This window comes from Paenibacillus sp. J23TS9 (assembly GCF_018403225.1).
Taxonomy (GTDB): domain Bacteria; phylum Bacillota; class Bacilli; order Paenibacillales; family Paenibacillaceae; genus Paenibacillus_AQ.
On sequence record NZ_BOSG01000002.1, the window covers coordinates 418,690 to 445,525 of the forward strand.

Genomic DNA, 26,836 nt, shown 5'->3' on the forward strand with positions numbered 1-26,836 from the left:
GCTCTTGATCTCATGCTTCGTTTATTGCCGGGAAAAGTGTGCATATTTTCGGATTATTGTCATGGATGGTCTGTATCGCCCACGTGTGTACAAGCCCTGTTTGCAGGTATAATAGAAATACTCAATACTGACTACCGATTGGCGGGGGAGTTGACCTCATGATTCATATTTTAGTGGCGGATGACGATGTGCATATTCGTGAACTGCTGAGACATGTCCTGCAGCATGAAGGATACGCCGTGTTTGAAGCGGCAGACGGCATCGAAGCTTCAGAAGTATTGTCCAAAGAGAAGATTAACCTCGCGGTGATCGATGTCATGATGCCGGGCAAGGACGGCTTGCAGCTGTGCAGTGATATCCGGCAGGACTATGATTTTCCCGTGATTTTGCTGACGGCGAAGGATCAGCTGCCTGACAAAGAGAAGGGCTATACGGCAGGCACCGACGATTATGTGACCAAGCCTTTTGAGCCGAAGGAGCTGGTGTTCCGGATTAAGGCGCTGCTGCGCCGCTATCAGATGGTCAATTCACAGGTGATCAAACTGAACAATACCGTGATTGACGCAAAAAATTACATGGTGCACTGCGGCGACCATATGTTCATGCTGCCCATGAAGGAATTCGAGCTGCTGACACAGCTGGCCAGCTATCCTGATCGCACGTTTGCCAGAGAGGAACTGATACAGCTGATCTGGGGATCGGACTTTGAAGGAGATGACCGTACGGTCGATGTCCATATCAAAAGGCTGAGGGAACGCTTTGCGGATCTGACCGATGATTTCAGCATTCGCACCGTGCGCGGCATCGGCTACAAATTGGAGGCGGCCAAACCATGAAATCCCTGTACATGCGGATCGTCCTCACAACAATTGCCGTTATGATGCTGAGCAGCGTGCTCGCCTTTGTCGCGGCCAACATCTTTTACCAGTATGAACTAAAGCCTGCAAACGACAGCAAAGTCACGCATGTAGCGGAAAATATCAAGCATTTCTACGAGACCAACCCCGTGGAGGAACGGGAGCCTTATCTCCAAAACATCGGCATGCTTGGCTACCAAATCTACGTTGTTGACCCGCGGGGCAGCGGCATCTTTTACGGCGGGGAATTCCGCAATCAAGAGCTCTCCCCTTCGATCATCCGGCAGGTGCAGCAAGGGCAAGTGTATCACGGCATCAAGCACTTCCCTTCCAAAGCGTTCATTACTGGTTTTTTTGACAACACGCTGATCAATACCATCGGTATACCACTGCAAAATGGTACGGACACCTACGCCCTATTCGTCCGGCCCAATGTGGATATGCTGTTCGGAGAGCTGCATATTTTTCTGGCGGTCATTGTTGTTCTCATTATCCTGCTGAGCATTCTGCTCGTCGTCATCAGCACCCGGTATATCGTCAAGCCGATCACGAAGCTGACCGAAGCCACGCGGCTGATTTCGCAGGGAACGTATCATTTGAAGCTGAACGTCAACCGGAAGGATGAAATCGGCCGGCTCGCAAGCCATTTTTCCCAGATGGCGAAAGGACTGGAGCAGCTCGAAGCGATGCGCCAGGAGTTCGTGTCTAACGTATCGCATGAAATCCAGTCGCCGCTCTCTTCCATTCAGGGCTTCTCCCAAACGCTGCAATCCGGCGGAGTAAGTGAAGAACAGCGAAAACATTACCTCTCCGTCATTGAAAGCGAGGCCAGACGTATGTCTCAAATGAGCCGGCAGCTGCTGATGCTGGCTTCGCTGGATAAAGAGGAAGAGGTGCTGGAGAAGACCAGCTTCAATGTCGCCGAACAGATCAAGGAGGTGCTGCTGACGACCGAATGGAGCTGGCGGGAAAAGGAACTCGCCTTGAATATGCAGCTTCCCGAGGTGAGCATAAGCGCAGATCAGAAGCTGCTGCATCAGGTATGGGTGAATCTGATGACGAACAGCGTCAAATTCACGCCGGAAGGCGGCACCATCTCGATCCGGTTGCATCAGGATGAACAGAACTGTTACGTGGATTTTAAAGATTCCGGCATCGGAATATCCGAAGAAAATCTGCCTCATATCTTCAACCGCTTCTACAAAGCCGATAAAGCCCGCAGCCGCCACGAAGGCGAGACGGGCAGCGGGCTGGGACTGGCGATCACCCATAAAATCATCAGCATGCACGGCGGTATCATAACCGTGGAGAGCAGGGAAGGTTCAGGAACCGAATTTCATATCCGCCTGCCGCTCCGATAACTGCATGGATGTCATGTTCACGAAGACAGTCTGCGTTTAGCGGACATTTTTATTGTGATATCAGGATGAGCTTCTTTCAAAAGCAGGCTCATTCTGATTTTTATTAGATTATAGGCGTATTCGCAGTTTCTGAACCCTGATTTGCCGCCTTGCCTCTCAAGCTGGCTTCTCTGGAAATTCGGCAGACCAACCGCATCAGCTTGCGATGCAGTCCGGGGAAGAGAATAAAAAAGATATCCATGGTACGCCTCATCGGCATGGGACAGATGATCGCCTCATGGCGGTGTATTTTCGCAAATGCGATTTTCGCGAACTGTTCCGGGGTCATCGATTTTTGCTTTTTGACCTGCTCGTTGATTTTCTCCTTATCCATGCCAACGGCATCAGCGGTTGCGTAAATCGGCGTGTCCACGAAAGCGGGGCACAGGGTACTGACATGAATGCCGTATGCCTCCGCTTCATAATGAAGCGAGGTTGTCAGGCCCACAACGGCATGCTTGGTGGTTGCATAAGCAGATGTCATCGGTGCCGGTCCGAGACCTGTAGCGGAGGAAGTATTCACAATATAGCCGAACCCTTGCTGCTTCATCAGCGGATAGGCGGCATGCGTACCATGGATTGCGCCCCACAGGTTGATGTTAATGATTTTCTGCCAGAGATCCAGCGTCATGTCGCACAGCTCGCCGTACATCGCAATACCCGCGTTGTTGAACATATAATCAAGTCTGCCGTATGTCTTGAATACCCGGTTCACGAGATCCTCAACCGCCGCGGCACTGCTTACATCCACCTTTTCAAAACAAGCCGCTCCCTGCCCCGATTCATTGATCAGCCGGGCTGTGGCTTCGCCGCCCTCCTGATTGATATCCGATACGATCACGACCATTCCCTTGCCCGCAGCCTCCATGCAAAGCGCGCGTCCGATGCCCGATGCGCCTCCCGTAATGATTGCCACTTTCCGATCGTTTGTTTGAAGTGTCGTCTCCGCTGCAAAATCCGATGCTGCCCGCTGATTTTCCATCGTCGTTTTCTCCCCTTCTGTTTTGGATCGTTTCACGAGATTAGAATTTTTAGAACAATCGTTCTAATGTGAATAATGAAAAGCAAGCCGGATCAAGCTTTATCTTTTCCGGATGCCTCCCACAAAAATAGTCACCGCCTGCTGAAATAGACGCTGCAGCGGTTCCCCTTCCATCGTCAGCGTAAACTGGCACAACGTTCCCATCCAGGTCCCAAACAGCAGGGTCGTCTCCTCCACATTGTCGATGTCGAACTCACCGCGCGCTACCCCTTCATGAAAAATCGCTGCGTAGGCTGCCATCGGCGTAACCGCAAGCCCCTGCAGCGCCTGCAGCGTGTCGGGAGAGGTGCTCGGATTCATAGCGAGCTCCTGCCCGACTGGGAGCAAAGGCGACTTGTAATTGTTCATGACAAAATGGGCCATCCCGTACAGCTTCTCAACCGAGGTATTGTACGAGCCGGCAATCGCCTGCCACTTCTCACCCCAATGACGCATCGTTTCCAGGGACAAGTGCACAAAGAGCTTCTCTTTATTTTCAAAGTGGTAATAGATATGCCCTTTGCTGAATCCTGATTCCCGCGAAATATCCGCGATCGACGTTCCTGCAAAGCCTTTCTGGGCGAACAGCTGCGTTGCCTTCTCGGCGATAACCTGCCTTGTTTCCTCGCTGTTGTAATGACGTTTATTCACTTGAATGCCCTTCTATCTTTCAATTCATTTGAACGATTGTTCTATTTTGAGTATATTTCAAATTTTTACTAACGGCAATTGAAAAGTATAACGATCCTGTGTCAAATGCAGTGCGCCTTCCGTTCATGCAAAAAAGCCGGGCTGGGCCCGGCTAAGCTTTGTTATATCATTACTCTACCAAACTGATAATCCGTTTCTTTTTCCATGACAGCCAGTAATACGAGTAGACCAATATCATGCTGACGATAAACGCTGCCGGATATCCCAGCCAAATGCCGCGTATGCCGAGATTCGTATGGTAGGAGAGCAAGTAAGCCACCGGTACCTCAACACACCAGATCGAAATCACGCTGAAAATCATCGGCCAGAACACAACCCCGCTCGCCCGCATTGTTGCCGCAATAATCTGCACATGACCAAAAATCAGGTAGCTCCATAACGTAATCATAAGCAGCTGATGGGCAATATCCAGCGTCTCCGGACTTGTAATGAACCAGGACAAAATATTTTTCGAGAAAATATAAATCGGGATCATGAGCACCACACCGATGATATAGTTCAGAACGATGCCGGCGCGGATAACCTCTTTCAGACGTTCTTGCTGTTTGGCACCAATGGACTGTGCTGCAAGGACGGAAACCGTCATGCCCAAGCTGATTGCCGGCATCTGCACATAGCTCACCACCTGATTGACCGATCCGTACGCGGCGGTGGCATTCGAGCCAAACCGGTTCACGAATACGATCACTGCAATCTCAGACAATGAAACGAGAATCATGCTGACGCTGGATGGAATCCCCAGACGGAGCAGCAGCTTCAGCATCTCCTTGTTCATACGCAAATGCTTGCGGACTGAAGCATCCAATCGAAGCGGGCTTTTCTTCCAATGCGCATACAGAAGCAACAGAACAAACGTAATGACGGTTGAAATCAAATTCGCGTATGCTGCTCCGTAAATCCCGCATTTTGGCAGACCCAGCCATCCAAATATCAGAACCGGCAGGAAAACCAGATTCAAAACCGTGCTGACGATCAGCGAATAAAATGGTGTCTTGGAATCGCCGGTTCCCCGCATGAAGGTGGTATATACCATATATAGAAACATGACCGGCAGGCTCCAAAACATAATGCGCGCATAGTTTACCGTGACCTCCATAATGTTAGCCGGTGTGCCGACCAGGCGCAGAATATCCTCCGTGAAAATACCACCCACTACCGCGAGCACGATACCGAGCAGGAAGGTAAAGGTCAGCGTCGTTCCCACGATGCTTTTCAGCTTATCCATATTTCCGGCTCCGTACGCCTGCCCAATCAGGATTGCGCTGCCTGAACCAATTCCGATCACAAACGATACGAGCAGGAAAAAGAGAGGAAAAAAAGCAGATAATGCTGCGAGTGCATCCACTCCGATCCAGCGTCCGACAACAATCGCGCCCGCCAGCTGGCCGATGGACTGCAGAACATTGCTAAGAAGCAGGGGAATCAAAAAAGCGATCATCGCCCGGTAGACGCCGGGCTGGACTTGAGAAGCCAGCTGGGGCGCCCCCTCAGGCCTTCGGTTCTCCGCCGCATGTCCGGCGGCTTGCTGTGACGAATTCATTACACCATCTCCTTTTATCCTATAAATTGAACGAAAGTAAAGGTAAAGCACCTCATTTACAGCAGCTTGGGCCAAGAAGGCGACAGAATAACTGTTTTTTCGTTTTTTATAGACAATTAATTGATTTGTTTGATTAATACTTAGACATTATATTTTATAGTTTATTTATTATCAAGATATAATTATAAAAAAAATCCAGAAAGAGATATTCTCTTCCTGGATCGCACCGATATTTTAACGCAAGTAAAAATCAAAACATTAAGAGTTGGATTCAGGAACAGTGATGGAATAATGCGGACTTCCCGTTTACCGGTCTTGATCATATTTTTACAGATTACATTGAGTCTATCATCCCACGCGCGATCCAAACGCCGGCTGCACCTGCCTGCGCCAGCCCACGTGTAATCCCAGCGCCATCACCGCCGCAATACAGTCCGCGGATTTCCGTCTCCAGCGTCTCCGACAGCTTCGGACGCGCCGAGTAGAACTTTGCCTCTACACCATAAAATAACGTATGCTCCGAGGCAATCCCCGGCGTCACTTGATCGAGTGCCTGCATCATTTCCACAAGGCTCTTCATCGTATTGTAAGGCAGGACAAGCCCCAGATCCCCCGGCACAGCCTCCTTCAGCGTCGGCTCCAGAAAGCCTTCGCGGATCCTCGCTTCCGTAGAACGTCTGCCGCGCAGGATATCCCCATATTTCTGAACGATAATCCCGCCATTCGAAAGGTCATTGGCTCTTTTGCAAATCTCACGTGCATATTCATTCGGCTTGTCAAAAGGCTCCGTGAACTTATGCGAGACCAGCAGGGCAAAGTTCGTATTAGATGATCCTAGCGCCGGGTCCTTAAAGGAATGGCCGTTGGCAGCCATGGCTCCCGTATGATTTTCCACCACCACATGACCGGATGGATTGCTGCAAAAGGTTCTGACCCTTGTTCCCACCGAGGTATTGAAGATGAACTTTCCTTCATACAGATGCTCGTTGATCTCCTGCATGACCACATCCGAGGTTTCCACGCGAACGCCCACATCCACCTGATTATTGTACATTTTCAGGCGGCGTTTCTTAAGAATCGAGGTAAGCCAGCCCGAGCCGTCCCGGCCCGGCGCAATCATCACCCGTTCCGCTTCGTAACTCTCCCCATTTTTAAGCATGATGCCGTGTACCGTGTGCGTGCTGCCGTCTTTAGTCGTCACAATATCCTCGACTTCGGCTTTGAACATCATATCGATGCGGGTTTTCAAATATTCATATATCGATTTCAGGATCTCCAGATTCTGCTCGGTGCCCAGATGCCGCACCTGTGCCCGCAGCAGCTTAAGTCCGGCAGCATAGCCGCGCTGCTCAATACCGCGGATGACATCCGTTGTCGGGTCGGTGATGTTCGTCGTTGCGCCATGCTCCAGGTTAAGGGCATCAACATAACGGATCAGGTCTATGACCTTGGAAGGCGATAAATAATCCGTCAGCCAGCCGCCAAATTCGGTCGTAATGTTGAATTTCCCGTCACTGTAAGCCCCTGCTCCACCAAAACCGGCCGTAATCGAGCAAGCAGGCATGCATCCTGCGAATTCTTTACGGCCCCCTGCAGGCGGACAAAGCTTGATTTTGTCCTCTAGAATCGGACAGCTGCGGCGATAAATATCATGTCCTTTATCCACGAGCAGCACCTTCAGATGCGGTGCCTTCAGCACAAATTCATAACAGGCGAAAATACCGGCTGGACCGGCTCCAACGACAATGACATCATATTTGTTCATCGTGACCCTCCCGAAAAATAATGAGTAGTTTGCACAAAAAAATCCCTGGCAAGTGAATAGGTATGCCAAAAGCAGCCTATTCGTAGCCAGAGATTTACGGTCTCTTGTAGAAACCCTCACACCATATCAATGAGGATATACGAACAATCATCTTTATATAATCTACAACAGTGGTAAGTTTATCGAATAAATACGAATGTGTCAATCAATATATTATAAATAATTCGTATTTTGCAGATGTTTATGCGTTTATCATTTTTCTTATTACAATATTTTGTTCAGAAACCGAACATTAACCGAAACGCCTTTTCCACTCGATTATCTGTCGGCTTACATAAACCCTATGAATTGTATTGAAAAATATCCCAACCTTGATTACGATGAAGGCGTTACCAATAAACGTTGCGTTTTCATTTCGCGGAAATTAACGGGAGGTTATCCAAATGATCAAACAAATTGGGCATCTGGCATTTGACGTGGCTGATATGGAGCAGTCCTTAAATTTTTACTGCGGCATCCTCGGCTTCAAAAAGGCATTCTCTATCGAAGATGATCAAGGCAATCCCTGGATTGAGTATATTAAGGTAACCGATGGCCAGTTTATCGAGCTCTTTTATGGCGGCCGCAATAAACCGCAGGAAATAGGGCATCCGATCGGCTTCTCCCATCTGTGCCTTGAGGTTGAGAGCATCCATGAAATCGCTGCTCATTTGAAAAACAGCGGCGTGGCACTCGATGTGGAACCCTTACAGGGCAAGGACCATAACTGGCAGTGCTGGGCGAGGGATCCTGACGGAAACCGGATTGAGTTTATGGAGCTGCATCCCGATTCACCGCAGATGAAGGCGTAAAATACAAAAAAAAGGAGTGTCCTCACCCATACCTGGATGAAGGACACTCCTTTTTGTATTTCAGTAGAATCAATTTCATAATACCTTACGCTGCTTCAGTCAAGACTATATATAGATCCAAGCGGTTTTATGGGTCTATATACAGTTTCAATTTTATCGTTTAGTGAGTTATGAAATGGATTCAGTAATTATAAAATATTATTTTTTACCGGTATCCTGTGTGCTGCTTTGATCGCTGCTTTGTGTATTCTGAGTACCGTTCAGCGAGTCACCTTCTGTGGTATTCTGCGTAGTGTCTTGTGTGCTATCCGCCGGAGGCGTCGTCTTACCCAGTTGGTCCTCCGGTATGATCACATAAGGCACATTATCCACCAGCACCTTATCTACCTTGGTCAGATCGAGCTTTTTGATGAGCTTAAGATTGACCGAGCTGGTGTAGTCAGCTGCGCTGCTGGTTCCGGAACCTGCAGAGCCACCACTTCCGGAAGTACCGGCAGTCCCGTCTCCAGCAGTTCCTGTATCCTTACTGTCATCTGACTTACCGGCTCCGGTTGTATCGTTTTTGCCTGCGGTATCCGCAGTGCCGGTACTGCCTGTCGTACCCTCTGTCGCACCATCGGTCGTACTGCTGCCGTTTTGCCCCGTTGTCGCATCTGTTCCAGCATCTGTGCCTGTACCCTGATCCTGAACCGGATCCGCAGCACATTTATGATCAAATGCAGGCGAAGGAATCTCCAATATGACACTACCGTCTTTTCCCATAATCGTCACTTCACCGGCCGTAAAATCACGGCAGGACGCCGGCTCCTTAAAATGGAACGTCAGCTGGGTCACCTTGGTTTTATCAGCATTTTTAAGCGTTTTGGATGTTAATACCGGCACTTCTTTTACAATCTCCGGCTCTTTCTGCGGCGTAACTGCAGCTGGCGGCTTCGCAGCATCCACAGGCTTCTCTACCGGTTCCTTGATGAATCCGCCGTTTGCCTTAAGGACGAGCAGCATGCCTCCAACCACGACAATAATCAACATCAGCACGGAGCTGAGCCTGAACACTTTCGGGTTGCCCCGCAGAAACTTAACTAGCGGTGAAGCCTGCTCGTTTCTCACTTTGGCATAGACTGGCTTCAGGACGGGAGCGGCGGTATCGAAGTATTTCCGGACATTCTCTTTATTTTTAAATGCATGGTTATCGTAATTTTTAAAATAATTCACGATGGCTGTCGCATAGGCCGGGACGAGACCGCGCGGACGAACAAATGCCGGCTGTGTCGCCGACCACTGAATAAACTCGTACACCGTTTCCGGATTGGGAGCATGCTTGTGCATGAACTCCATCAGCCCGCTGTAATCTACAGCCTCGGTATCCACATCATAGTAAAAGGCCATGGTGATGCTTTCAAACCGGGAAGCTCCCACTTCCTTACGAAGCCAGCTTTGCCCAAGCTGCTGCACCTCGTCCCGCTCCGCTGGTGCCAGTCCCTTTAGCACGGAAAGCTCAGGATGCGGATTCGAAAACCACTGGTACGCCGCCAGCATTACCTCTCCCTTGGATCGGGTACGGGAGTCAAAACGGGACACCCAGGTACGAAACTCCTTCGGATTGTTCAGAAAACCGATTTGCAGCAGCTGCTCTTTTGTAAGCTTATCCACCTGAATATCCTTTAGCAGGAACAGGTTAGCGGCATACATCAGCCTATCCACAAACAGCGACCCGCCTTCGACTAACGAAAAGCCGCGCTGCGGATCCTGATCCAGCTTGTCCAGCTGATCCAGCAGCTGATTAACCGCTTTGACAGGTTCGGCTTCTTTACGGAGCTTATCGGCCATCTGCGTTTCCGCAAGCTTGGTGAAAAAGTCGCTGTCAAGAACAACCGGATGGTTAACTACCCAGCGGTTCAGCAGTTCCACAACATCCCGGGCCTTTGGCGCTTTTTTCAGGCGGTTCTCGATATAAGGATCAAACAGCAGCTTCGGGAGACCGGGGCTTGCCAGCACTCTGCTAAAAAAGGCCTGACTCAGCTCCGCATCACTCTCGATTATAGCGTAGATCGCCGACAGCAGATCCTTGCGGTTTTTGGAAATGGCATTATTCAAGATCCGGATAAAATATTCCACAATTTTTCGTTCGCTATGTTTTTTATCGATCCGGTAAAAGTCCTTGATGCATTCCATGACCTCAAGCTCTGGAATCTCCCCTTGTTTGACATCGTCAAATTCCAGATCGAAGCTCGCCAAAAATAGATCATTCAGGCGCATTTTGGAGGGAAGAGCTCCCGCAGGCGACAAATAATCCAGCAATCCGCGGAGTACAGCCAGCTTATTCGGTTCATACAGCTTTACATTGCCCTCCTCAATCTGGAAAAGCACCGCGAGCTCATGATAGCTGGCAATCGAAATTTGACGGATCGGCTCCATGTCTTTGAGCATTCGGACTGCGAACTCGTAAAAGCGCTCCGCACGTTCCGGATTGCCAAGGTTGTCCCATGCAAAATCCAGATACGGCTGATCGCCCCAGTCCAGATCCGCATTGAATACCCGTCCTGCCGCCAGCTCGAACAGAAAATCCTTCTCGATGCTGCGGTCATTCAGGCGCAGGCTTCCTTTCTCTACGAACATGATCTGAATGCCCTTTTTGCTCTGCGGCTCTTTCGCATAGGTCAGGAACCCAAGCTGACGGCGGACACCGTATGGTAGGCTGGCAAAAAGCAGTGTCAACAGCTGCTTGGCTTTTTCAGACAACTGCTCAATGTCCACATCCAATACGATATATACTTTTTTCTTGCCGGACACCGAAGCCATCGCCGCGAACAAAAGCTGTTTGAACACCTGCTCGTCCATCTTAAGCTCCTGCAGCAGTCCCAGTGCCTCATCCCTGGTGAGATTCCCGCCACGTTCCTTGGATGGGATCGCAGGCAGCTCCGGAAGCTCCATTCCCTGCTCAATATCATACCGTTCAGCGAAGGTCGCATTCAGCCAGGAGCGGTAATCCGTCTCCGGTGAATCCTTGAAATCGGCAGGAATGACATAGTTATGTGTAAAAAAGGCGCTGCGCAGCCCGGTAAAGTCCGCCGGCTGATACACACTCCGGCCGACAATCGTCTCGCCGGCCTCCGTGTGAACCACATGCAGAGCATCCGGGTACTCCTGCCCCTCTTTCTCTGTACGCGCCGTAAGCTCCGCCGGAGCATCATACTGGCAGAATGGATGCAGTACTTTTTTGATATAAGCGTGATCCAGTCCCGGCGAGCGGGCAATTGTGTCGAAGCCTTCCGTCGAACGGAAAATGCCCCGCCGCTCACGTGTATACATCTGCTGCTGGATCTTATTCGGGGTTAACATCACACTTCGTCTCTCCCCTCAATGTACTTCAGCTTATACATCAGCCAAATGAACGGTTCATCCACGCGGATTGGGCTGACCACGGATTGCATTTTCTGATTGGTAGGATTGCTGCCGAGCGCAGACACCGCGAAATATGCCGTATCGGAAAAATAGACATCCATCGTGCCTTTGAACGGTCGGTCTACCTTTTCAATGAAGCGGCGGATTTCACCGTCGATATTTTCAAATTCAGTCAAATTCAGAGCTCTGCGATGCACCATGTTGTTGAACACGTTACTGTTCGACTTGATATACTCGCCTTCCTCATCCTTCAGGGAATGGAGCATATCGCTTTTGGTCAGCACCACAGCGGTGGGAATGTCGGTTTTCCCCTTATCCTCATAAGCGATAAAATCGCCAAACATCGTCAGCACCACATCACGCGGTTCGTCATACTGCGACACCCATTCACCGGGTTCATCTCCCATTTGGATGCGGATTTTATCACGGATAGAGCGGATTTGCAGCGGGTCGACCATAAACAGAATACCCGCAGAATTCTTGATATGCTGGCCATGCAGGCCAAGGTAATCCTCATCAACCATGCCTTCGCCGGCGACATCGAAAAAGACCAGCGTCAGCGGCGGCTTCGTCTCATCCTTGAACACGAACTGGAAAATAAAAGGCTCCTGCATTCTTTCCTTTTGCGTCGAAGCGAGCAGGTCTCCCCGCTCAAACAGCGGCTCCTCGTACATTGTGCGGAATTTCCGGCTAATCTCAGCATTCAGCGGCATACAGGCCGCATTGAAATGGTCCGCTGTCGAATGCTGAAGCGTATGAATCAATGACGTCATATACACCGATTTGCCCACCTGGGACGCGCCGATGATCGAGATGATGTTGCTCGGTACCTTGCCGGACGTGACCGGAAGCTCGTTATGGCATCTTGGGCACAAACGATGGCGCGTAACGACACCGTAGCGGTCATTCAAGCCGACCAGCACATGGTCGGAGTAAACATGATGCTCCTCTGGGATGTCTCCTGGACGCAAAATGGCTTCCATGTCGTACACCGAGTCGAGGCCAAAGCGTTCGCGGTAGCGATTAAGCGGCTCGTCTTCCTGGAGCGCGTAATCTTCATCGTCTTCCCGGCTGTGCGCCGCGCGGAAAACAACCTCATCCGGAGCAAATTTGCTGAAGCAGTACGGACATACAATATCGTAGAAATCCGGCCTTGGCTCAGCTATCTGTTTCTTTTTGAACATATCAAAAATGCCCATGATTTCTTTCTTCCCCCTTAGAAGTGGGTTATGCATAGTGGGCGCTTCAGAGACGGAAACGTCCGCTGCGTTACGGTGACGGATCGTTCGCTCTTCGTCCGCTGTGCTTCGGTGACGGATCATTCTTCCGATCGCTGTTGTCATCAGATTTTTTTGATTAATTTTTACAAGGTAAAAATCCGATGACAAAGCCTATGCTTCCGAAGTGAGCTTTCCTCCGGAAAGCTTTTAGGCGACCACTACGTTTCTTCAGAACGATTCCGTCCCCTCCGCTTCGCTATGCATTTGGTTGTGGTATCTTTGAAACGAGTTTCAGAACCAACTCGTTATGAAATAATTACTTTAACTTGCATGGATGAACTTCTTAAAAATAATCAAGCATCAGAATGGGTTTGCTCTGGATCACCCATGACTCATAAATCACGTTCTAGTAAGTCATCTTCATTACTATCTATTTATACTTACGAAAAGAACAAATCTCTCGCTAAAACTCAACTCTAATTCTCTCGAAGCGAAAGCAATTAGAGTCGCTTAAGTAACCAGAGCTCCCGATTCCGCCTGCTACATCGGCCGTTCACCCTCTATCAGATCATCGCTGATTCAATTTTAAGATCAGCAAATCCTAAATATCAAATCCCTTAGGGGTAGCGTGCTTCCTTTGAAATCGCGTTATTACCGATAATTGGCTTCAGCGGAGGAGGCGGAATCATTCTGGAGAAACGGAGTGTTCGCCTTTGTCCCTGGATTTATACCGTACAATAAATTCAAATAAATCCAGGGGCAACAGCGAGCGAAAGAATGATCCGCATCCGGAGCGATGCACCAAAATCAAATAACGTGATTTCAACAGAAGCACCGCTCACTCCGGCACCAGCTCATACAACTGCCCATACCTTTTCCCGTCAGTGAAGAACAGCCGCACATAGTCGTTTTTCCCCACCTCGATGATGGGCAGTACATTGCGTCCGGCCTCGAAATCAGTGACAAACGGGTACATGGTGCCGTCATCTTTATTCGCCGGATATCCGCCTTCCTTCTTGACGTAGCAGAGAGCTTCCTTCGGAATGGGAATCTCCGTCGTTACCTTGATCTGCACCGACTTGTATTTCTGCAGCCAGCCGCTCTTCTGACGGATGGAGAAACACACCTTAGCTTTGCCGGTGCTGAACTCTTTCCGGTTCTGCCCGTCATGCTGACGGATCAGCACCGGACCGTCCTCCGTATCGGTTGACCCGTATATCGTATAAACAACCTTGCCGACTCCATCGATCCGGTCATGATATCCATTGCTGGCTTTATACTCGTTCCGGGTATACAGCTTCAGCTTGCTCATATCCGGTCTCTGAATGTCAGACATCGGCTCTTCTCCCGCAATATTCCGCTCGATGTAGACCGCCGAAATATCCTCCGGCCAGCGCCAGCGGAGTGTACAGCGGTCTCCATCCAGCTGATGGGTGACACCGCGAATGAGCAGTGAGCTTATATCCGCATCAATAAACCGCATCCTTCATTCGCCTCCCGTGTTAAAATCCTCTACTGCTGTTATCCTTAGATCGCCCTGAAAATCCGTCATGCGAGCGTCCGGCCGAGCCGGGACGCTGCAGGCCGCTCGCCAGCTTGCCGTTCTCCTTCACCGGAATGATTGCCGTGAAGAGAGCAAGCACACCCGCGAGCACCAGGCAGGCTAAGAGGCGGATGACCGCATCGCTCCAGCCCTCACCGGATAATCCGAACTCCAGCAGCAAGCCTGCAAGAAGTCCTGAAACCACGCCGCCGACTCCAAAGCTGCGAGCCAAATACCGGTTGTCAAAGATAAGTCCCAACGCGAGGCCAATACCTGCGCCAATCAGTGCCAGCGCCGCAATCCGGAGAATCATGTAAACCGGGCTGTTTTGCGTAGGTCCTGTACGCTCGGTAATGAGCGTGCGCTCACCCGTATCCTGATAGATCTTCTGAAAGACCACCGACAAATCGCCCGCATTCTGCACATCGTAATATTGTCCGCCGGTTTCCTGCGCGATGGATTTCAACAAGCTGGAACCCTCCGACTGTACAAGGCTCAGGCCAATTGTATTCACCTGCACCTTCTTTTGCTTATACAGCGCAAGTGCCGAATTCAGATCAACATCACTAAAGCCGTCGGAGAGCAGAACAACCATCGTCCCGCGTCCCGCGTCCCCTTTGTCCTGAATATGCTGCATCGTTTCCGATAAAGCCCGGCTGATATCGGTCCCGCCATCCGTTGCTTCCAGCGCGTCAATTTCCCCCAGGATCTTATCCTTTGCCGCCTGGTTTTTCACCTGCATAAAAGGCTGCAGCAGATTTGTCTGATCGTTGAAGACCATAACGGCGACCCGGTTGTCGCTGTCCATCCGGCTGATCATGCTCTTGGCTGCTGTATAGCGCCCATTGTCCGGATCCGTCTCCTGCATGCTGCCTGAGTTATCAATGACAAGCGCGATATCCTTGACCGGCTTCGCCCCGCCGGCATTTATTTCGTACACGAATTCCAGACCCAGGCCAACCACGAACAGCATCACCAGTGTAGCCGGCACAAGCAGCTTCCACGAGGTTCCCGTGTAGCGCTGTCTCCATGAGGGGCCATTCAGCCGCGGCGAGATCATCTCGGCAACCAGACAGGATAATCCGATAAACAAGGCTACCAGGCCAAAATAAAGGCCGATCACCACGATCCAAGGCCATTCTCCGCCCCACTTGTCCAGAATGACTTCCGAGACTCCAAAGCCGACGGCGCCCCCGATCAGACTGAAGAGCAGCAGGAGCAAATTCAATTTTCGCTGCATATGACATATTTCCTTTCCAAAATGGGATAGGAGCTGGCTTCACTCACCGTAGCTCCGGCAGCCGTTCAGCCTCAATACCGTGAAATTCATAGCCGTTCTGGACATACGTTTCATAGTAGACCCTACCATTGCGGTAATACATCAGATCCTCCAAATGAAACCCGCCCATGATGTTCAGCTTCTCCACGCCGCTGCTTCGCTTCTCATGAACAACACCCAGCTTGTATATGCGGGAGGTCTCGTCTGCCGTTGACGCATACCTTATAAATTCGCTTTCCGCATCGCCGAAGAAATATTTCTCTTCATAACGGTGCTCTTGCGTATATTCAAGTAGACGCGCATTGATGACCGCATTCTCTTCCAGGGTCCGGTATAGCTTTTTGAACAGCTCTTCCTTCGACAGAACCTGTCTGTTGCTGTATTCCGTGGTGACATTTGCACGGTTCAGCAGCTCTTCTTCAAAGGTCTGGTCAAAAGCTTCCGCATCAAGCAGTTCCCTCCGGCATACTTCGATCAGCCGTGCCAGTATCCGCTCCCTGCCTTCATCCAGAAGCTCAGTGAAGCTTCCCATAAACCGTTCCTCGAAAAAGATATCGGCACCACGCCGGGATTCCAGATCACGCATCAGTTCTTCCGTGACCACGCCGTAATATTCCATAATATTCTGCCCGATGTAATCGTCGGCCGTCCGGATGCTCGCCCGGGCTGCATTCAGGAGCGTACCCTGCAGTTCCGTAAGCTCCAGCGCCTTATGTTTATACTCCACATGAATCCTTACAAGCTCCGACTCGTAACGGCGATACAGCTTGAGTTCGGTTTCAAGCAGGAGGAGTTCCAGCTTCCGCTGGTACACCGTTTCAAAAAAGAAACGGATAAAGCTGCGGACATTGTGCTTCTCCATCAGCGGCCGCTTCGGAAATGGCTGCTCCTCGACTCGTTCCTCATAGTAATTCGCCAGCTGTGATCGCTCGGAATCCAAGTGAGCCGACAGATCACGAATGCGGCTCTGTACCGCTTCGAGTACACTCCCCGCGCCATTCTTCTCATCGGTCCAATCGGCAATTCCGAAAACACCGATACCGGAAGGCTCGCGCAGACGGCGGCGGATCAATGCCCGCAGTTCCTCTCCGGCTTCCATCTGCTGAAGCTTATGTGCGGATTCCTGCACATAGTTGCCTTGGAAGTAAGCCTCAGAGCCGCCGCCGAAGAGTGCTGCTTCCGCCTCGCGCAGGGTCATCCGCTTCAAAGAAGCGTAGCTTACCGGATGAGTCATCATACCGGTCATTTCCGTGATTTTAGTGCTGTCGGGCACAAGTCTCCCTGCCCTCTCCGATACGGCAGCCTGATCCAGGCCGAAGAACGACATTTTCTCCTTCATTCCCCACTCCGGCAGATTCTTCATCCGCTGCAGCAGACCGCTGTAAAAATGATACAGCACCGCGTGGGCAATGGATTCATTCGGACGCTTGACCCGGGAGAATCCGGCAGAGATATAACCCTGCCGTCCGGATTCGGTCATGATATTATTTTTGAAGGAGGTGTTGTTATATCCTCCGCTGTTCATGTCGTAATGACTTTCCTTCTGCTTGCGGTTCTTCAACAGGCTCAGATGGCAAATAATTTCATAGCTGTCACGCAGGCCGCCAGCTGCCGAAATACCACGCTCGTTTTTGTCGGAAAGCACATATACCAGGTCAAACAAAGGGGCTGGCTGATGCGTCACTGGTATGGACAGGCCATCCTCCGTGACATGCAGACGGGCTGAGAAGTTAAAATCAGGACTTTGCATCAGTTCGAGTTCTCTCAAAAAAGCAACCCCTGCCGAGCTGCCGTATCCGAAAGCCTCCATTTGCTCCCGTTCGCTGATCAGCACATACAAATCCATCTGGACCGATTTGAAAGACTGGCTGAAAATAGACTCGGCAAGCAGCGAAATTTCCGTTATGAACACATTAAGCGGGTCGTCGACCCGCGTAATGACAGAGAGATGTATACGGTCAAACGACGAATACAGCCGGCCGTAGTCCGCTATATCGTAGCTGAGCTGCCGCAGTGCGCGGTTAAGCCCATAGAGCTGCTGCTCATCGCGGTAAAAGGACTGATACAGTTCCTTCCGCAGTGATTTCGCATCCCCATCAGCCGGGGCGGAGGTAAGGACGAAGCGGTTCAGCCGCTGTGCCGACTCTGCAGAACCTTCCCTGTTATACAATCTGGAGCTGTCTGCTCCTGCGGGAGTGTGAGGCTGCCTGGAATCGCCATAGGCGGGAACTTTCCGATCGGCCGCCCCGGTTCCGACATGAAAGTACATCACGCCGGCGCTATTATCCCACTTTTTCTGATTAATGCTCATCATGGGTTCGATCGCATCCGCCGCCTTATCGCCGATGAAGAGAAACACGGCCGGGTAATGGATACTGCTCTGATCATCCCCCTTGCCTGACAGCTTATCCTGATCGGCGGCATAGCCTGCGGCAAACCGTTCCAATAATTGGTCCATCGTTATTTCAACCTTCTGCGAATGTCATTTAATTTGGAAGACACCTGCTTGTAGAACTGATGACGTTCTTCCCCGTCCGCCAGCTCAACCTTCTCGTATTCCAGGCGGTCACGCGCATCAAGGAACGTTTCAGCCAGTTCTTCCAGCTTGGAAAGCAGCGCCGAAATGTCCTCGGAAGCCGTCATATCATTATCACGGCGAGCAGCTTTGCGCAGCAGAGTGCTCCGGCTCTTCTCGTCCAGTCCGCGGAAATGCTTGTAGACCTCGTACTCCACGTAATTGACGCTCTTCATAAGGTTCGCAAAGGGCTCCCAGGACTCTTCTTCAGGATCCCGGTCGTATACGTACAGCGCGCCTTTTTTGGTAATCGTACCGGTGTACATCGCTTCAATGAAATGATCCAGCCACTTCTCTTCGTCCTGGTTCTGGCTGATGACCATATCCAGCTCCTGCAGCTTGGCTGCAATCGCCTGATACTTGGCCAGCTCGGCGCGAACACGCGTAATCTGTTCCGGTGAACGGATCAGATTCTCCTTCGCCAAGTCTTCGTTGATGCTGCCGAAGATATCCTTCGTGCTCTCTCTTTCCAGTCCGCCTTCAAGCAGTCGCTTCAACTCGGTTGCTGCACGCTTCACCTCGCCCAGATTCGGCTTGGCCGTGTTCAGCTGCATATCATAAGCTCGCAGAACTTCATTCAGATCAAACGGCTTGGTATGAATCACTGCATAGCGGTTGCTCGTATTCTGGTCGATATCCTTTTGCACAATAATCTTGTAGGTAAATGCCTGTTCGAATTCCGAACGGACACGGGCATTGTAACCTTGAACCCGCGGATTGACGTAGGTCTCGCCCCAGGATTTTTCCGGAATTGGTGAAGGCAGATACGTCCAGTTCGCACGGTCGGTTTGCACCAGGTGACGTCCAATGCCTTCCTTGTCGAGAATGGTGCGCTCGTAGCTTTCTTCGAACACCTTCAGCGGCGTGTAGACGAAGAGCGGTACCCCGTTTTTCGTATTCAGCCAGAAAATCCGGTTCTTCACTTCGCTTTCCTTCACGGTAAAATGCGATTTGCCGACGGAATTGTTCTGGTAGTTCCGGATCCCCTTCAGAATGCTCGGAGCTTGAACCGGTACAGACACAAAGCCCCATGAAGGGAAGTACAGGTTACCCGCGCTGTTGCTGAGATGGAATACCGGTACGGCCTCCTCATCCAGCTTGCTGGCAATATTGCGTTCCACGAACTTCTCGATGGACTCCTCCTGGCCAAACTTCATGATCAGGAAATCCTCCATGGATTTCGTTATCAGATCTCCGAATTTCTCTGTCAGGAAATCCGAGATCGAGCTGATGATGTCGATTTCCTGTTCTTTGATCCACTGATTGGAGTGCTGCAGCAGCTCCTGGGAAAAGTCGCGGATCAAATCCTCCACGTCCTTCTGCTCCATCATCTTGTTGATGACCTTGGAAATATCCGGCACGCTGACAATGTTCCAGTAGTAGGTTTTGTTGCCTTTATGATCCTGCTGTTCTTCGCCGCTCAAGAGAATATCTCCGTTTTTGGCGAAAATCGCGTTCAGAGCGTTCAGAATTTCGGTATATACATTATAAATGCGATTGTTTTCCTGGTTCAAAAGATCATACAGATCTTCGTAGAACTCGATCATCTGCTCTGTGCGTTCCACATCCGCCATCAGCCAATATTCATTGATTTTGGCCTCAATGTAGACATTCTTCTTTTTATCCTTGGATACAAAAGCGCTTTTCGCATCACCTAGCCGGTCGTTCGCCTGCTCTCTTGCCGCTTCAATATCACGCGGAATGCGGGTCAGATTCTCACGCAGCGCTTCGATGTAGGACAGCAGCATTTTCAGGAGACAGAAGCCTTTTTCCGTATACAACAGACGCGATACATAGAACGGCCCTTGTTCCGGATGCAGGAAAATGCGGCGGATCTGGTCGCTGAACTGCTCCACGACCTCGCCCGGCAGCTGCTTCTTCGCCTTGATGTATTCTTCACGGGCACGAGCCAAGAAATTTTGTTCCAGCTCTGTGTCCATGTTGATGACCTGATTTTTCACCACGTTGGTGTAGCTCAGACGTTCACTGTTCTGATAACCCGGCAGCGGCTCAGGCACGCGCGATTCGAAGGTCTTCATCATCGTGTCGAGATCAATGCCCAGCTTGCGGGCAAATTTCTCCACATCCTCCTGGCTTGGTGCCTTCTCGAACATCGTTTCCATTTTGCCGAACAGACGGAATGCCAGATAAGTCGTCATTTCTTCAATCGGCAGCACCGCGGAGGATGCCCCGATAATGTTGTAATCATAGTTCGCCGGATACGCCTTGTTCATCTGTGCAATATTCGTACGAATGTTGCTGATATAATCATGGATCGCGAATTCCTCGCCCGACTGCTTTTCCTCGCTGGCCATAAAGTTCGTGATATTCTCTGCGGTTACGTTCATGCAGTAGTCATACGCGTTCTCCAGCAGCTTGCCTTCGGTGTTCGTTGCCGAGATCAAATGACACAGATTAAATGGCGGCAGCGGAGAGTTCACGTTCAAAATATTGCCGTACTGCTGCTTGAAGCGCTCGCTGCGGGCATCCACGTTCATCCAGTAGTCAAGCTCTTTCAGCGCGGCATAGCCGTTTTTCTTAATGTATTCTCGCGTATGTTCGCTCAGACTCTTGTTCGACAGGTTCACATCCGGCGTAAACAAATAGCCGAGCGTATTGACGCGGTCAATCCCTGCCGAGCCGTGGTCGCGCTCGATAATGCCGCGTACGATATAGGCGATGTCGAGGAAGCAGCCGCTGCCCGTACCACCGGACAGACCGGTCAGCAGAAACACCATCAGCTTTTTGTTGGTGCCTACGGACAAGGTTTTAATTTTTTTATCAATGGCCTGCACCACCTGATTGATCTTGGTGAACAAGAGCAACCGTCCCGCCTGACGCACGCCGGCCGCGCCGTTCATGCCGTCGGTAATGCTGAGCTCCGGAGACAGCCAGTCTGTAACATACGGCTCCAAAATGCTGCGGTTCTGCAGCAGGCCGCCGATTTCCGCATTGGAGAGAAGAACGAATTCATTGATAGAATCCAGCCCAACGCCTTTATAACGCTTGTTCCGGTCCTGCTCGTTCGTTTCAAAAGCCAGGAACTCCACGTTGGACGGCTTCTCCATTTTCTTTTTGGAGAGCGGATCCTCAGGCAGCTTGAAGCGACGGTTGATCTGGTATTTCAGACGAAGCAGCGCATCGATACCCGTACCTCCAAGGCCAATGATGAGAATCGGGTTGTCGATCGTATCGACCCGAATCTTCTCGCTGACAATTCCTCCGCCGAGTGATACATCAAGCTGCTGTATATGTTCTCTTACTACCGGTTTCATAATTTCCCCTCCTGAGTAGATCCCTAGGTTCTTATATCCGAATATTTAGTGCAGCGCTTAAACCAAGTATTCGATTAATATTGTCTTATCCACCTGCGGCAGCGACACGCTGAGACGGTCACCGCTTTTCAGCTCGGCTCCGCGGGAAGCATCCACCGCTCGGCCCGATTTCTCAACCATGCAGGCTGAGCCGTTCTTTATCATCAAACGATCATTTTTTCCTGGCGTAAAGATGACCTTATCTGTTTCTTTCAATTCCGGTGCCAGCTGGAGCAGCTGATGCAGATTAAACTTGCCTTTGAAGGCAGTCAACTTTTTGTACTGCGGATATGTTTTCTCCCCGGTGTTTTCGTCGCGGATTTCCACCACCATTTGGCCGACAAAGCCTTTATTCGCCTTTCGGACCGCCCCAAGAATAAAGTAGGCTGCAGCTGCCAATACCGCGAAAGCAATTACTCCAATCACTACGGGCCATACAGGAAATGGTTTCTTATCTTCCTTGCTTGGTGCAGGTGTCTGCGCGCTTCCTGCACCAGCAGCTTTCGCATTGATCGTCACCGGCTTGGTTTCGCGGTAAAAGCTTTTATCCTCGGCACGGGCTCTCAGCTCGTACTGATGTTTCTCTTCCACGGTGTAGGAGCCTACAAAATGATCTCCTTTATTCGTGAGCTTCACTTCTTTCGTATCCCCGGAATCGAGATCCTTGACGATCAGCTTCGCGCTCATGTTATTGTAAAGCCCGTTATTCTGCAGCTTTTGACCATTGCTGACAAGATAGGCATTGATGTCGATGGAATCGCCTTTCTTCACCGTAGTGGAGGGCAGCGGATCCATGTCCAGCTCAAGATCATAGTTAAAGATCAGATTAATGTCGATTTTATCCTTTGGAACACCCTTGACCTGCAGCTTCCAATCGCCCTGCTCGGGCTTCAAAAGCTTGAGCAGGGAATAGGTCTTCGATTTGGAACGGAGCACATTCGCTGATGGAATCTGCTGTTCCTTCCCCGACGGATCGGTCAGCTTCACATCAACGGGACTGGAGGAAATCATGGAAATATTCGCTTCCAGCACGTTCGCATTGGGTACGTTTATCGTTACTTCCTGATAGCTGCCATTGGCAGTAATTGCGGTCACAGGCACAATCTTGAGCTTCTGGTGACTCGCGAAGATCTCACTCAAAATTTGCGGCAGATCATCCGCTGAACTGGTCGAGAAGGATTTGCCCCCGGTCTGATCCGAGAGCTTCGCCAGCGCATTCTTGTTCAGCTTGCCGTCCGCATTCAGGCCGATGGTATAAATCGGAATCCCTTCGGCTTTCGCCTCCTGCACAGATTGACTGAGCTCCTGATCGGACTGCGACTCTGTTCTGCCCGATTTCGGATCGAGTGCATTATTGCCATCCGCCAGGACGACGATCATCGGCTCGTGGCCCTTTTCCGCCCCCTGCTTCAACACCTTAACCGCTTCCTTGACACCTACGGAAATATCCGTGTATGCCCCGCGGTCAAGCTGGTCAATGAACTGCTTGAGATCGGTTTTGTCCGCTTCGGACTGAATTTCCAGCAGCGCTTTCTCCCGCTGGATTTTATCGGTATAGGAGACGATTCCTACCTTGTCTCCCTGCGTCGAGAGCATGTCGATGAACATTTTCATCGCTTCGCCGCTGATCTGGTTCGGGTCACTGGCTTTCATGGAGTTACTTGCATCCATAACCAGCACGGCGTCGATATGAGAGGACTGCTGCGCAGCCGCAGCGGAGACCCCTTTGCCGCTTAGCGGCAGGATCAACAGGACAACCAGCAGAAGACATAGTGCTATTTTATTTTTATGAAGCATAGAATTTCGATACTCCTTCTCTATTAAATTGAACTGATTTTTCATAAGCTTTCATTATACTCTAGGAAAAAAGTCTTAAGAATTTCTTAAGAAACGATAAAATTACATCTAAGAAGCATTTTTAACATTTTCCATTTGATGAGCAGAGGTTACATGCAGCCGACTAAAAACTCCCAATACTTTTATATTATGATATAATTAAAGCCGGCAAAGTTCAATGATCGCAGCCTCCGTGCTCCTTATAGGAAATAAGGCCTAAATCATGTTTAACAACCATTTTTACCCCCCAGAAAGGAATTTGAGGAATATGATTGCTTACGGATGCCTCGGTATTTTGTTTCTTTTTATTGTAATTAAAATTGCCGTTTACTTTAGTAGACAGAAGAAAGCACCCACGCCTGAGGATCTCGATGAAACACTCCTGACTATTTCCAACCCGCGGGGTGATCAACCATCATGAATAAGAAAAAGCCGGTGCGCCTGCGCCCCTATTATAAGACAAGATATACCTATGAAAAGTTAAGAGTTTGCAAACATTGCCGTTCATTTACCGTGCTTTGGGAAGATAAATGCGCGAGCTGCGGCAAACATATGCTGATTCCCGTCATGGAGCAGGCCAGGATCAACGCCAAACGTTCCATGCAAAGCGAGCGGCTCATCGCCCTCCTCATCACGCTTGCAGCCGTTCTGTTCAGCCAAACCTTCCTGCAGATCATACTCTGTCTCTTAGGCGGAATCGCGTTGACAGCACTGCTCTGGTGGTTTCAGCGTAAAATGCTTGAGACCGAAACAAAAAGGCAGCTTGATAAGCTGCTTCGCAGCAGCGAGCGGCGCATTATCGAAGGAATATATTTGAACCTCACGACCGCTTCTGCGGCCATCAAAGACGACGAACAGCTCGGTTACGAAATTTTGCGGGAAATCGCCACGATTGTGCATAATGACCGAATCCGTCTGCAGCAAATCATGCTGCTTCAGACGTTCGTGCTGCGCAAAGATATGGAGCTGGAGCTTGATCCGCTGATGCTGGACGGCTTCGAACCTGCCCTTGCGGAATATATCGGCGAGCTTGCCAAAATCAAACGCGAGCTTGTTAAAAACAGAGCCATCCGCTACGTACTTTTGCATGAACGGGAAATACTGCGCATGAAGAATGGCGCCGGAATCATGACGACGGTGGCGGGCGCTGCCGTGCGAATGAAAAAATATGTGGACTCGTACCCGGATTTCATTCTCCGATATGCCCGCCAGCTTCCCCAGGAAAGATTTCTCCGGTTATACCAGCTGGTGCGGCGCAATCCAAACCAATCCTGGAACGGCCTGCGCGATGAAGTCTCAGCCATTTATAACGAAAAATACCGCTGGGATCCCGAGTTTCAAAAATGGGAATAAGCCATGTGTCCAAATTCTATTAAAGAGGCCATAAATATATGACGATAAAACATACGCTAACCCTGCGTAATCTTCTCATTTTGTTCTGTATCGCCATGCTGGTCCTGATCGGACTGAAGGGAATCGATATCAACCGCAAAATGGCTTGGGTCGATGAGGCCGGTCGATATTATGATCAAAAGGACCTTATCGCCGCTGAAGAATGGTATCAAAAAGCATCCAATAATAACTCCATTCATTATAAAGAGGATCTGATCGCGAAGCGTCTGCTTGAGCTTCAGCCGATTACCCTGATGAAACAGACGCTCTCCCAGCTTGACCAGCGTGCGGAGCGCACAGGCTCCGGACAGGATTTTACCGGCTTCCTTCAAGTGTACAACGAGCTCCAAAGCGCGCAGAGCAAATACATGAATACAGGGGATCGGTTCGCGGCTTACTATCCGAAGATTTCTGCAGGCTTTGGCATATCGGATGATATTACGCGATACTTCCAGCAGTTCAAGGCTTTGTTTTATAGCCAGCTGGATGACCGGTTGAGCCAGGGGCAAACGGATGAAGCGACTCCTAAGTGGAATCTGCAGGCCATCCCCGATGTATTTTACGGCGGAGCAAACGAGAAAACCAAGCAGCTTACCGCCAAGTTCAAGGACTTTGATGAAAAGCTGATGTCCAAGCTGGCCGGAGAGGGCAAATTCCCTGAGCTTCTGGATGTATCGCAGTCGATGATGAGCCAGTATCAAGGACGAAAGCTGACGGCACCATGGGTCAAAACCAAAGCGGAAGAGCTTGCACGGATCATTCTGAAAAAGGATGTCGAAGGAAATCAGCCTGCGAACTATGCTCTCCATGCCAAAGCCTATGAAGCATATGCCAAGAGTGCAGGGATCAAATCAAGCTTGCTGAGCGAGATTGACCGGCAGATCCGGAAATGGATCACGGCTGCGCAGCGGAAAGTGAAAAACAACGATTTTGAAGGAGCCATCGCCATCTATGAGGCGTTGTCGTCCTATCAGGACACGACAAATGAAATCAAAAAAGCCAAGCTGGCCTGGACCGTGCATGATCCGCTGCGCCTCCTGCAGCAAACCGACCAGACGAAGAATTACAGCCATGTCAGCGGCGGAGGCAACCGGTTCGGCGGCAGCGCCTATGCAATTGGTTCAGATGACAGCAACACGGTTTACTTCGCAAAAATGAATGATGATGAATCCGTGCAAATCCTGAGCACGCATGATTTTCCTTCTAACATAAATATCCGGCAGATTTCTGTAGAGAAGTCGCTCAGCACGAAGGCTGCGCCGGTGATTCTCGTCGAAGGTGATTCCAATTCCCGAAATGCGCTCTATGCAGCTTATGAGGTACATGATGGCGGCATGACCCAGCTTTTCCTTTTTGATGCAGATAGTTATGAAGTGCAAGCAGACAGATCGCTGCTCGTTGCCCATCCGAATGGTGTAGAGGGCGATGGCGGCACTTCCCAGAATGCTATCTACATGCGTCAGGGAGACAGCTATCAATTCATGGGCTATCAAAAGGATTACACGGATATCAATGTTAATGATTTGCTCAGTCATTCTAACGAAAAGATCCGTTTTACCTGCTATATCGTTTACGGTGGCGAAGGCGACGCGCTTGCGCAAATGGGTGACTCATACGTGAAGCTGCACGGGAACTATAGCTTCTATGATGGCATGAATGTGACCGTGACCGGCCTGTTCAGCCAGTTTGAGGATGTATACCCAGGCGGTGACCAGCTGGGCGAGCTGATCAGCGTGCCTGTGGTTGATGTGGAGAATATGGAGTAAGGGGTCGTGAGCCGTGGTTTGATTACTCTTGTTCGATTAAAGAGACGCTTCGCGAACGAATCATTCCTCCCATCGCTGTTGTTCCCGAATTTCTTGAACTTGAAAATAGCGGTGGGAATTCGGGGACAAAGGGGACGGCTGCGGTGACGGATCGTTCTTCCGATCGCTGTTGTCTCCAAATTTCTTGATTTTCTCCTTTTATAATGGTGAAAATCCGGAGACAAAGGCGACCGCTACGCTTCTTCAGTACGATTCCGCCCCCTCCGCTCCATTTGCCACTTGTCTGACATAAAAACAAACGGGCAGCTCAAGAATATCATTCTCGGGCTGCCCGTTTTTTCTATTGATAGCATACTGTTAAAGA

The 26,836-nt window shown here is 50.3% G+C and carries 16 protein-coding genes and 1 riboswitch; of the genes, 5 read left to right on the top strand and 11 right to left on the bottom strand.

Annotation, left to right across the window (positions count from 1 at the left end; translation table 11 throughout):
• The first annotated feature begins 158 nt into the window (after positions 1 to 158).
• Complete coding sequence (locus KJS65_RS17495; protein WP_213651161.1) at positions 159 to 836, top strand: response regulator transcription factor; 678 nt, start codon at positions 159 to 161, stop codon at positions 834 to 836.
• Complete coding sequence (locus KJS65_RS17500) at positions 833 to 2,218, top strand: sensor histidine kinase (RefSeq protein ID WP_213651162.1); 1,386 nt, start codon at positions 833 to 835, stop codon at positions 2,216 to 2,218. The genes KJS65_RS17495 and KJS65_RS17500 overlap by 4 nt, the downstream gene beginning before the upstream one ends.
• A 103-nt stretch (positions 2,219 to 2,321) precedes the next feature.
• On the opposite strand, the gene KJS65_RS17505 is transcribed toward KJS65_RS17500, so the two are convergent.
• From KJS65_RS17505 to KJS65_RS17520, 4 genes are all read right to left on the bottom strand, one after another.
• Positions 2,322 to 3,239: an SDR family NAD(P)-dependent oxidoreductase gene (locus KJS65_RS17505; RefSeq protein WP_213651163.1), complete on the bottom strand. Its 918-nt coding sequence runs from the start codon at positions 3,237 to 3,239 to the stop codon at positions 2,322 to 2,324.
• 99 nt (positions 3,240 to 3,338) lie between these two features.
• The gene (locus tag KJS65_RS17510) at positions 3,339 to 3,929 is read right to left on the bottom strand and encodes a TetR/AcrR family transcriptional regulator (protein WP_213651164.1); all 591 of its coding nucleotides are present in this window, start codon (positions 3,927 to 3,929) and stop codon (positions 3,339 to 3,341) included.
• A 169-nt stretch (positions 3,930 to 4,098) separates the two neighbouring features.
• The gene (locus KJS65_RS17515; protein WP_244864634.1) at positions 4,099 to 5,427 is read right to left on the bottom strand and encodes an MATE family efflux transporter; all 1,329 of its coding nucleotides are present in this window, start codon (positions 5,425 to 5,427) and stop codon (positions 4,099 to 4,101) included.
• 436 nt (positions 5,428 to 5,863) lie between these two features.
• Complete coding sequence (locus KJS65_RS17520; RefSeq protein ID WP_213651166.1) at positions 5,864 to 7,294, bottom strand: NAD(P)/FAD-dependent oxidoreductase; 1,431 nt, start codon at positions 7,292 to 7,294, stop codon at positions 5,864 to 5,866.
• Between the two features lie 63 nt (positions 7,295 to 7,357).
• A riboswitch (purine riboswitch) is annotated at positions 7,358 to 7,457 on the bottom strand.
• 280 nt (positions 7,458 to 7,737) lie between these two features.
• On the opposite strand from KJS65_RS17520, the gene KJS65_RS17525 reads away from it, so the two are divergent.
• Complete coding sequence (locus tag KJS65_RS17525) at positions 7,738 to 8,145, top strand: VOC family protein (protein ID WP_213651167.1); 408 nt, start codon at positions 7,738 to 7,740, stop codon at positions 8,143 to 8,145.
• Between the two features lie 198 nt (positions 8,146 to 8,343).
• Here KJS65_RS17525 and KJS65_RS17530 read toward each other — a convergent pair whose 3' ends face one another.
• The 7 genes from KJS65_RS17530 to KJS65_RS17560 form a co-directional block, all read right to left on the bottom strand.
• A complete protein-coding gene (locus KJS65_RS17530; RefSeq protein ID WP_244864635.1) occupies positions 8,344 to 11,484 on the bottom strand; it encodes a GAP1-N2 domain-containing protein in 3,141 nt (1,046 codons plus the stop codon).
• Positions 11,484 to 12,746 (bottom strand): hypothetical protein, encoded by a 1,263-nt coding sequence (locus tag KJS65_RS17535; RefSeq protein ID WP_213651377.1) that lies wholly within the window; start codon positions 12,744 to 12,746, stop codon positions 11,484 to 11,486. Before KJS65_RS17535 ends, KJS65_RS17530 begins: the two co-directional genes overlap by 1 nt.
• A gap of 859 nt (positions 12,747 to 13,605) precedes the next feature.
• The gene (locus KJS65_RS17540) at positions 13,606 to 14,250 is read right to left on the bottom strand and encodes a beta-mannanase (RefSeq protein ID WP_213651169.1); all 645 of its coding nucleotides are present in this window, start codon (positions 14,248 to 14,250) and stop codon (positions 13,606 to 13,608) included.
• Positions 14,251 to 14,269: 19 nt separating this feature from the next.
• Entirely contained in the window at positions 14,270 to 15,550 is a 1,281-nt protein-coding gene (locus tag KJS65_RS17545) for a vWA domain-containing protein (protein ID WP_213651170.1), read from the bottom strand.
• A gap of 43 nt (positions 15,551 to 15,593) precedes the next feature.
• Positions 15,594 to 18,047: a transcription initiation factor TFIID gene (locus KJS65_RS17550; RefSeq protein ID WP_213651171.1), complete on the bottom strand. Its 2,454-nt coding sequence runs from the start codon at positions 18,045 to 18,047 to the stop codon at positions 15,594 to 15,596.
• A 2-nt stretch (positions 18,048 to 18,049) separates the two neighbouring features.
• Positions 18,050 to 21,439 carry a tubulin-like doman-containing protein gene (locus KJS65_RS17555; RefSeq protein ID WP_213651172.1) on the bottom strand — a complete coding sequence of 1,130 codons (3,390 nt, stop codon included), beginning with the start codon at positions 21,437 to 21,439 and terminating at the stop codon, positions 18,050 to 18,052.
• A gap of 57 nt (positions 21,440 to 21,496) precedes the next feature.
• Entirely contained in the window at positions 21,497 to 23,275 is a 1,779-nt protein-coding gene (locus KJS65_RS17560) for a vWA domain-containing protein (protein WP_213651173.1), read from the bottom strand.
• Between the two features lie 456 nt (positions 23,276 to 23,731).
• On the opposite strand from KJS65_RS17560, the gene KJS65_RS17565 reads away from it, so the two are divergent.
• Both KJS65_RS17565 and KJS65_RS17570 read left to right on the top strand, forming a co-directional pair.
• On the top strand, positions 23,732 to 24,667 hold the full coding sequence (locus tag KJS65_RS17565) for a hypothetical protein (RefSeq protein WP_213651174.1): 936 nt from the start codon (positions 23,732 to 23,734) through the stop codon (positions 24,665 to 24,667).
• 38 nt (positions 24,668 to 24,705) lie between these two features.
• Entirely contained in the window at positions 24,706 to 26,472 is a 1,767-nt protein-coding gene (locus tag KJS65_RS17570; RefSeq protein WP_213651175.1) for a hypothetical protein, read from the top strand.
• Positions 26,473 to 26,836 lie beyond the last annotated feature (364 nt).

Coding starts and splice junctions, on each gene's coding strand:
- KJS65_RS17515 (WP_244864634.1), bottom strand. CDS start 5,427: ATGATCGCTTTTTTGATTCCCCTGCTTCTTAGCAATGTTCTGCAGTCC.
- KJS65_RS17560 (WP_213651173.1), bottom strand. CDS start 23,275: ATGCTTCATAAAAATAAAATAGCACTATGTCTTCTGCTGGTTGTCCTG.
- KJS65_RS17500 (WP_213651162.1), top strand. CDS start 833: ATGAAATCCCTGTACATGCGGATCGTCCTCACAACAATTGCCGTTATG.
- KJS65_RS17530 (WP_244864635.1), bottom strand. CDS start 11,484: ATGTTAACCCCGAATAAGATCCAGCAGCAGATGTATACACGTGAGCGG.
- KJS65_RS17540 (WP_213651169.1), bottom strand. CDS start 14,250: ATGCGGTTTATTGATGCGGATATAAGCTCACTGCTCATTCGCGGTGTC.
- KJS65_RS17565 (WP_213651174.1), top strand. CDS start 23,732: ATGAATAAGAAAAAGCCGGTGCGCCTGCGCCCCTATTATAAGACAAGA.
- KJS65_RS17520 (WP_213651166.1), bottom strand. CDS start 7,294: ATGAACAAATATGATGTCATTGTCGTTGGAGCCGGTCCAGCCGGTATT.
- KJS65_RS17525 (WP_213651167.1), top strand. CDS start 7,738: ATGATCAAACAAATTGGGCATCTGGCATTTGACGTGGCTGATATGGAG.
- KJS65_RS17535 (WP_213651377.1), bottom strand. CDS start 12,746: ATGGGCATTTTTGATATGTTCAAAAAGAAACAGATAGCTGAGCCAAGG.
- KJS65_RS17570 (WP_213651175.1), top strand. CDS start 24,706: ATGACGATAAAACATACGCTAACCCTGCGTAATCTTCTCATTTTGTTC.
- KJS65_RS17505 (WP_213651163.1), bottom strand. CDS start 3,239: ATGGAAAATCAGCGGGCAGCATCGGATTTTGCAGCGGAGACGACACTT.
- KJS65_RS17495 (WP_213651161.1), top strand. CDS start 159: ATGATTCATATTTTAGTGGCGGATGACGATGTGCATATTCGTGAACTG.
- KJS65_RS17545 (WP_213651170.1), bottom strand. CDS start 15,550: ATGCAGCGAAAATTGAATTTGCTCCTGCTGCTCTTCAGTCTGATCGGG.
- KJS65_RS17550 (WP_213651171.1), bottom strand. CDS start 18,047: ATGGACCAATTATTGGAACGGTTTGCCGCAGGCTATGCCGCCGATCAG.
- KJS65_RS17555 (WP_213651172.1), bottom strand. CDS start 21,439: ATGAAACCGGTAGTAAGAGAACATATACAGCAGCTTGATGTATCACTC.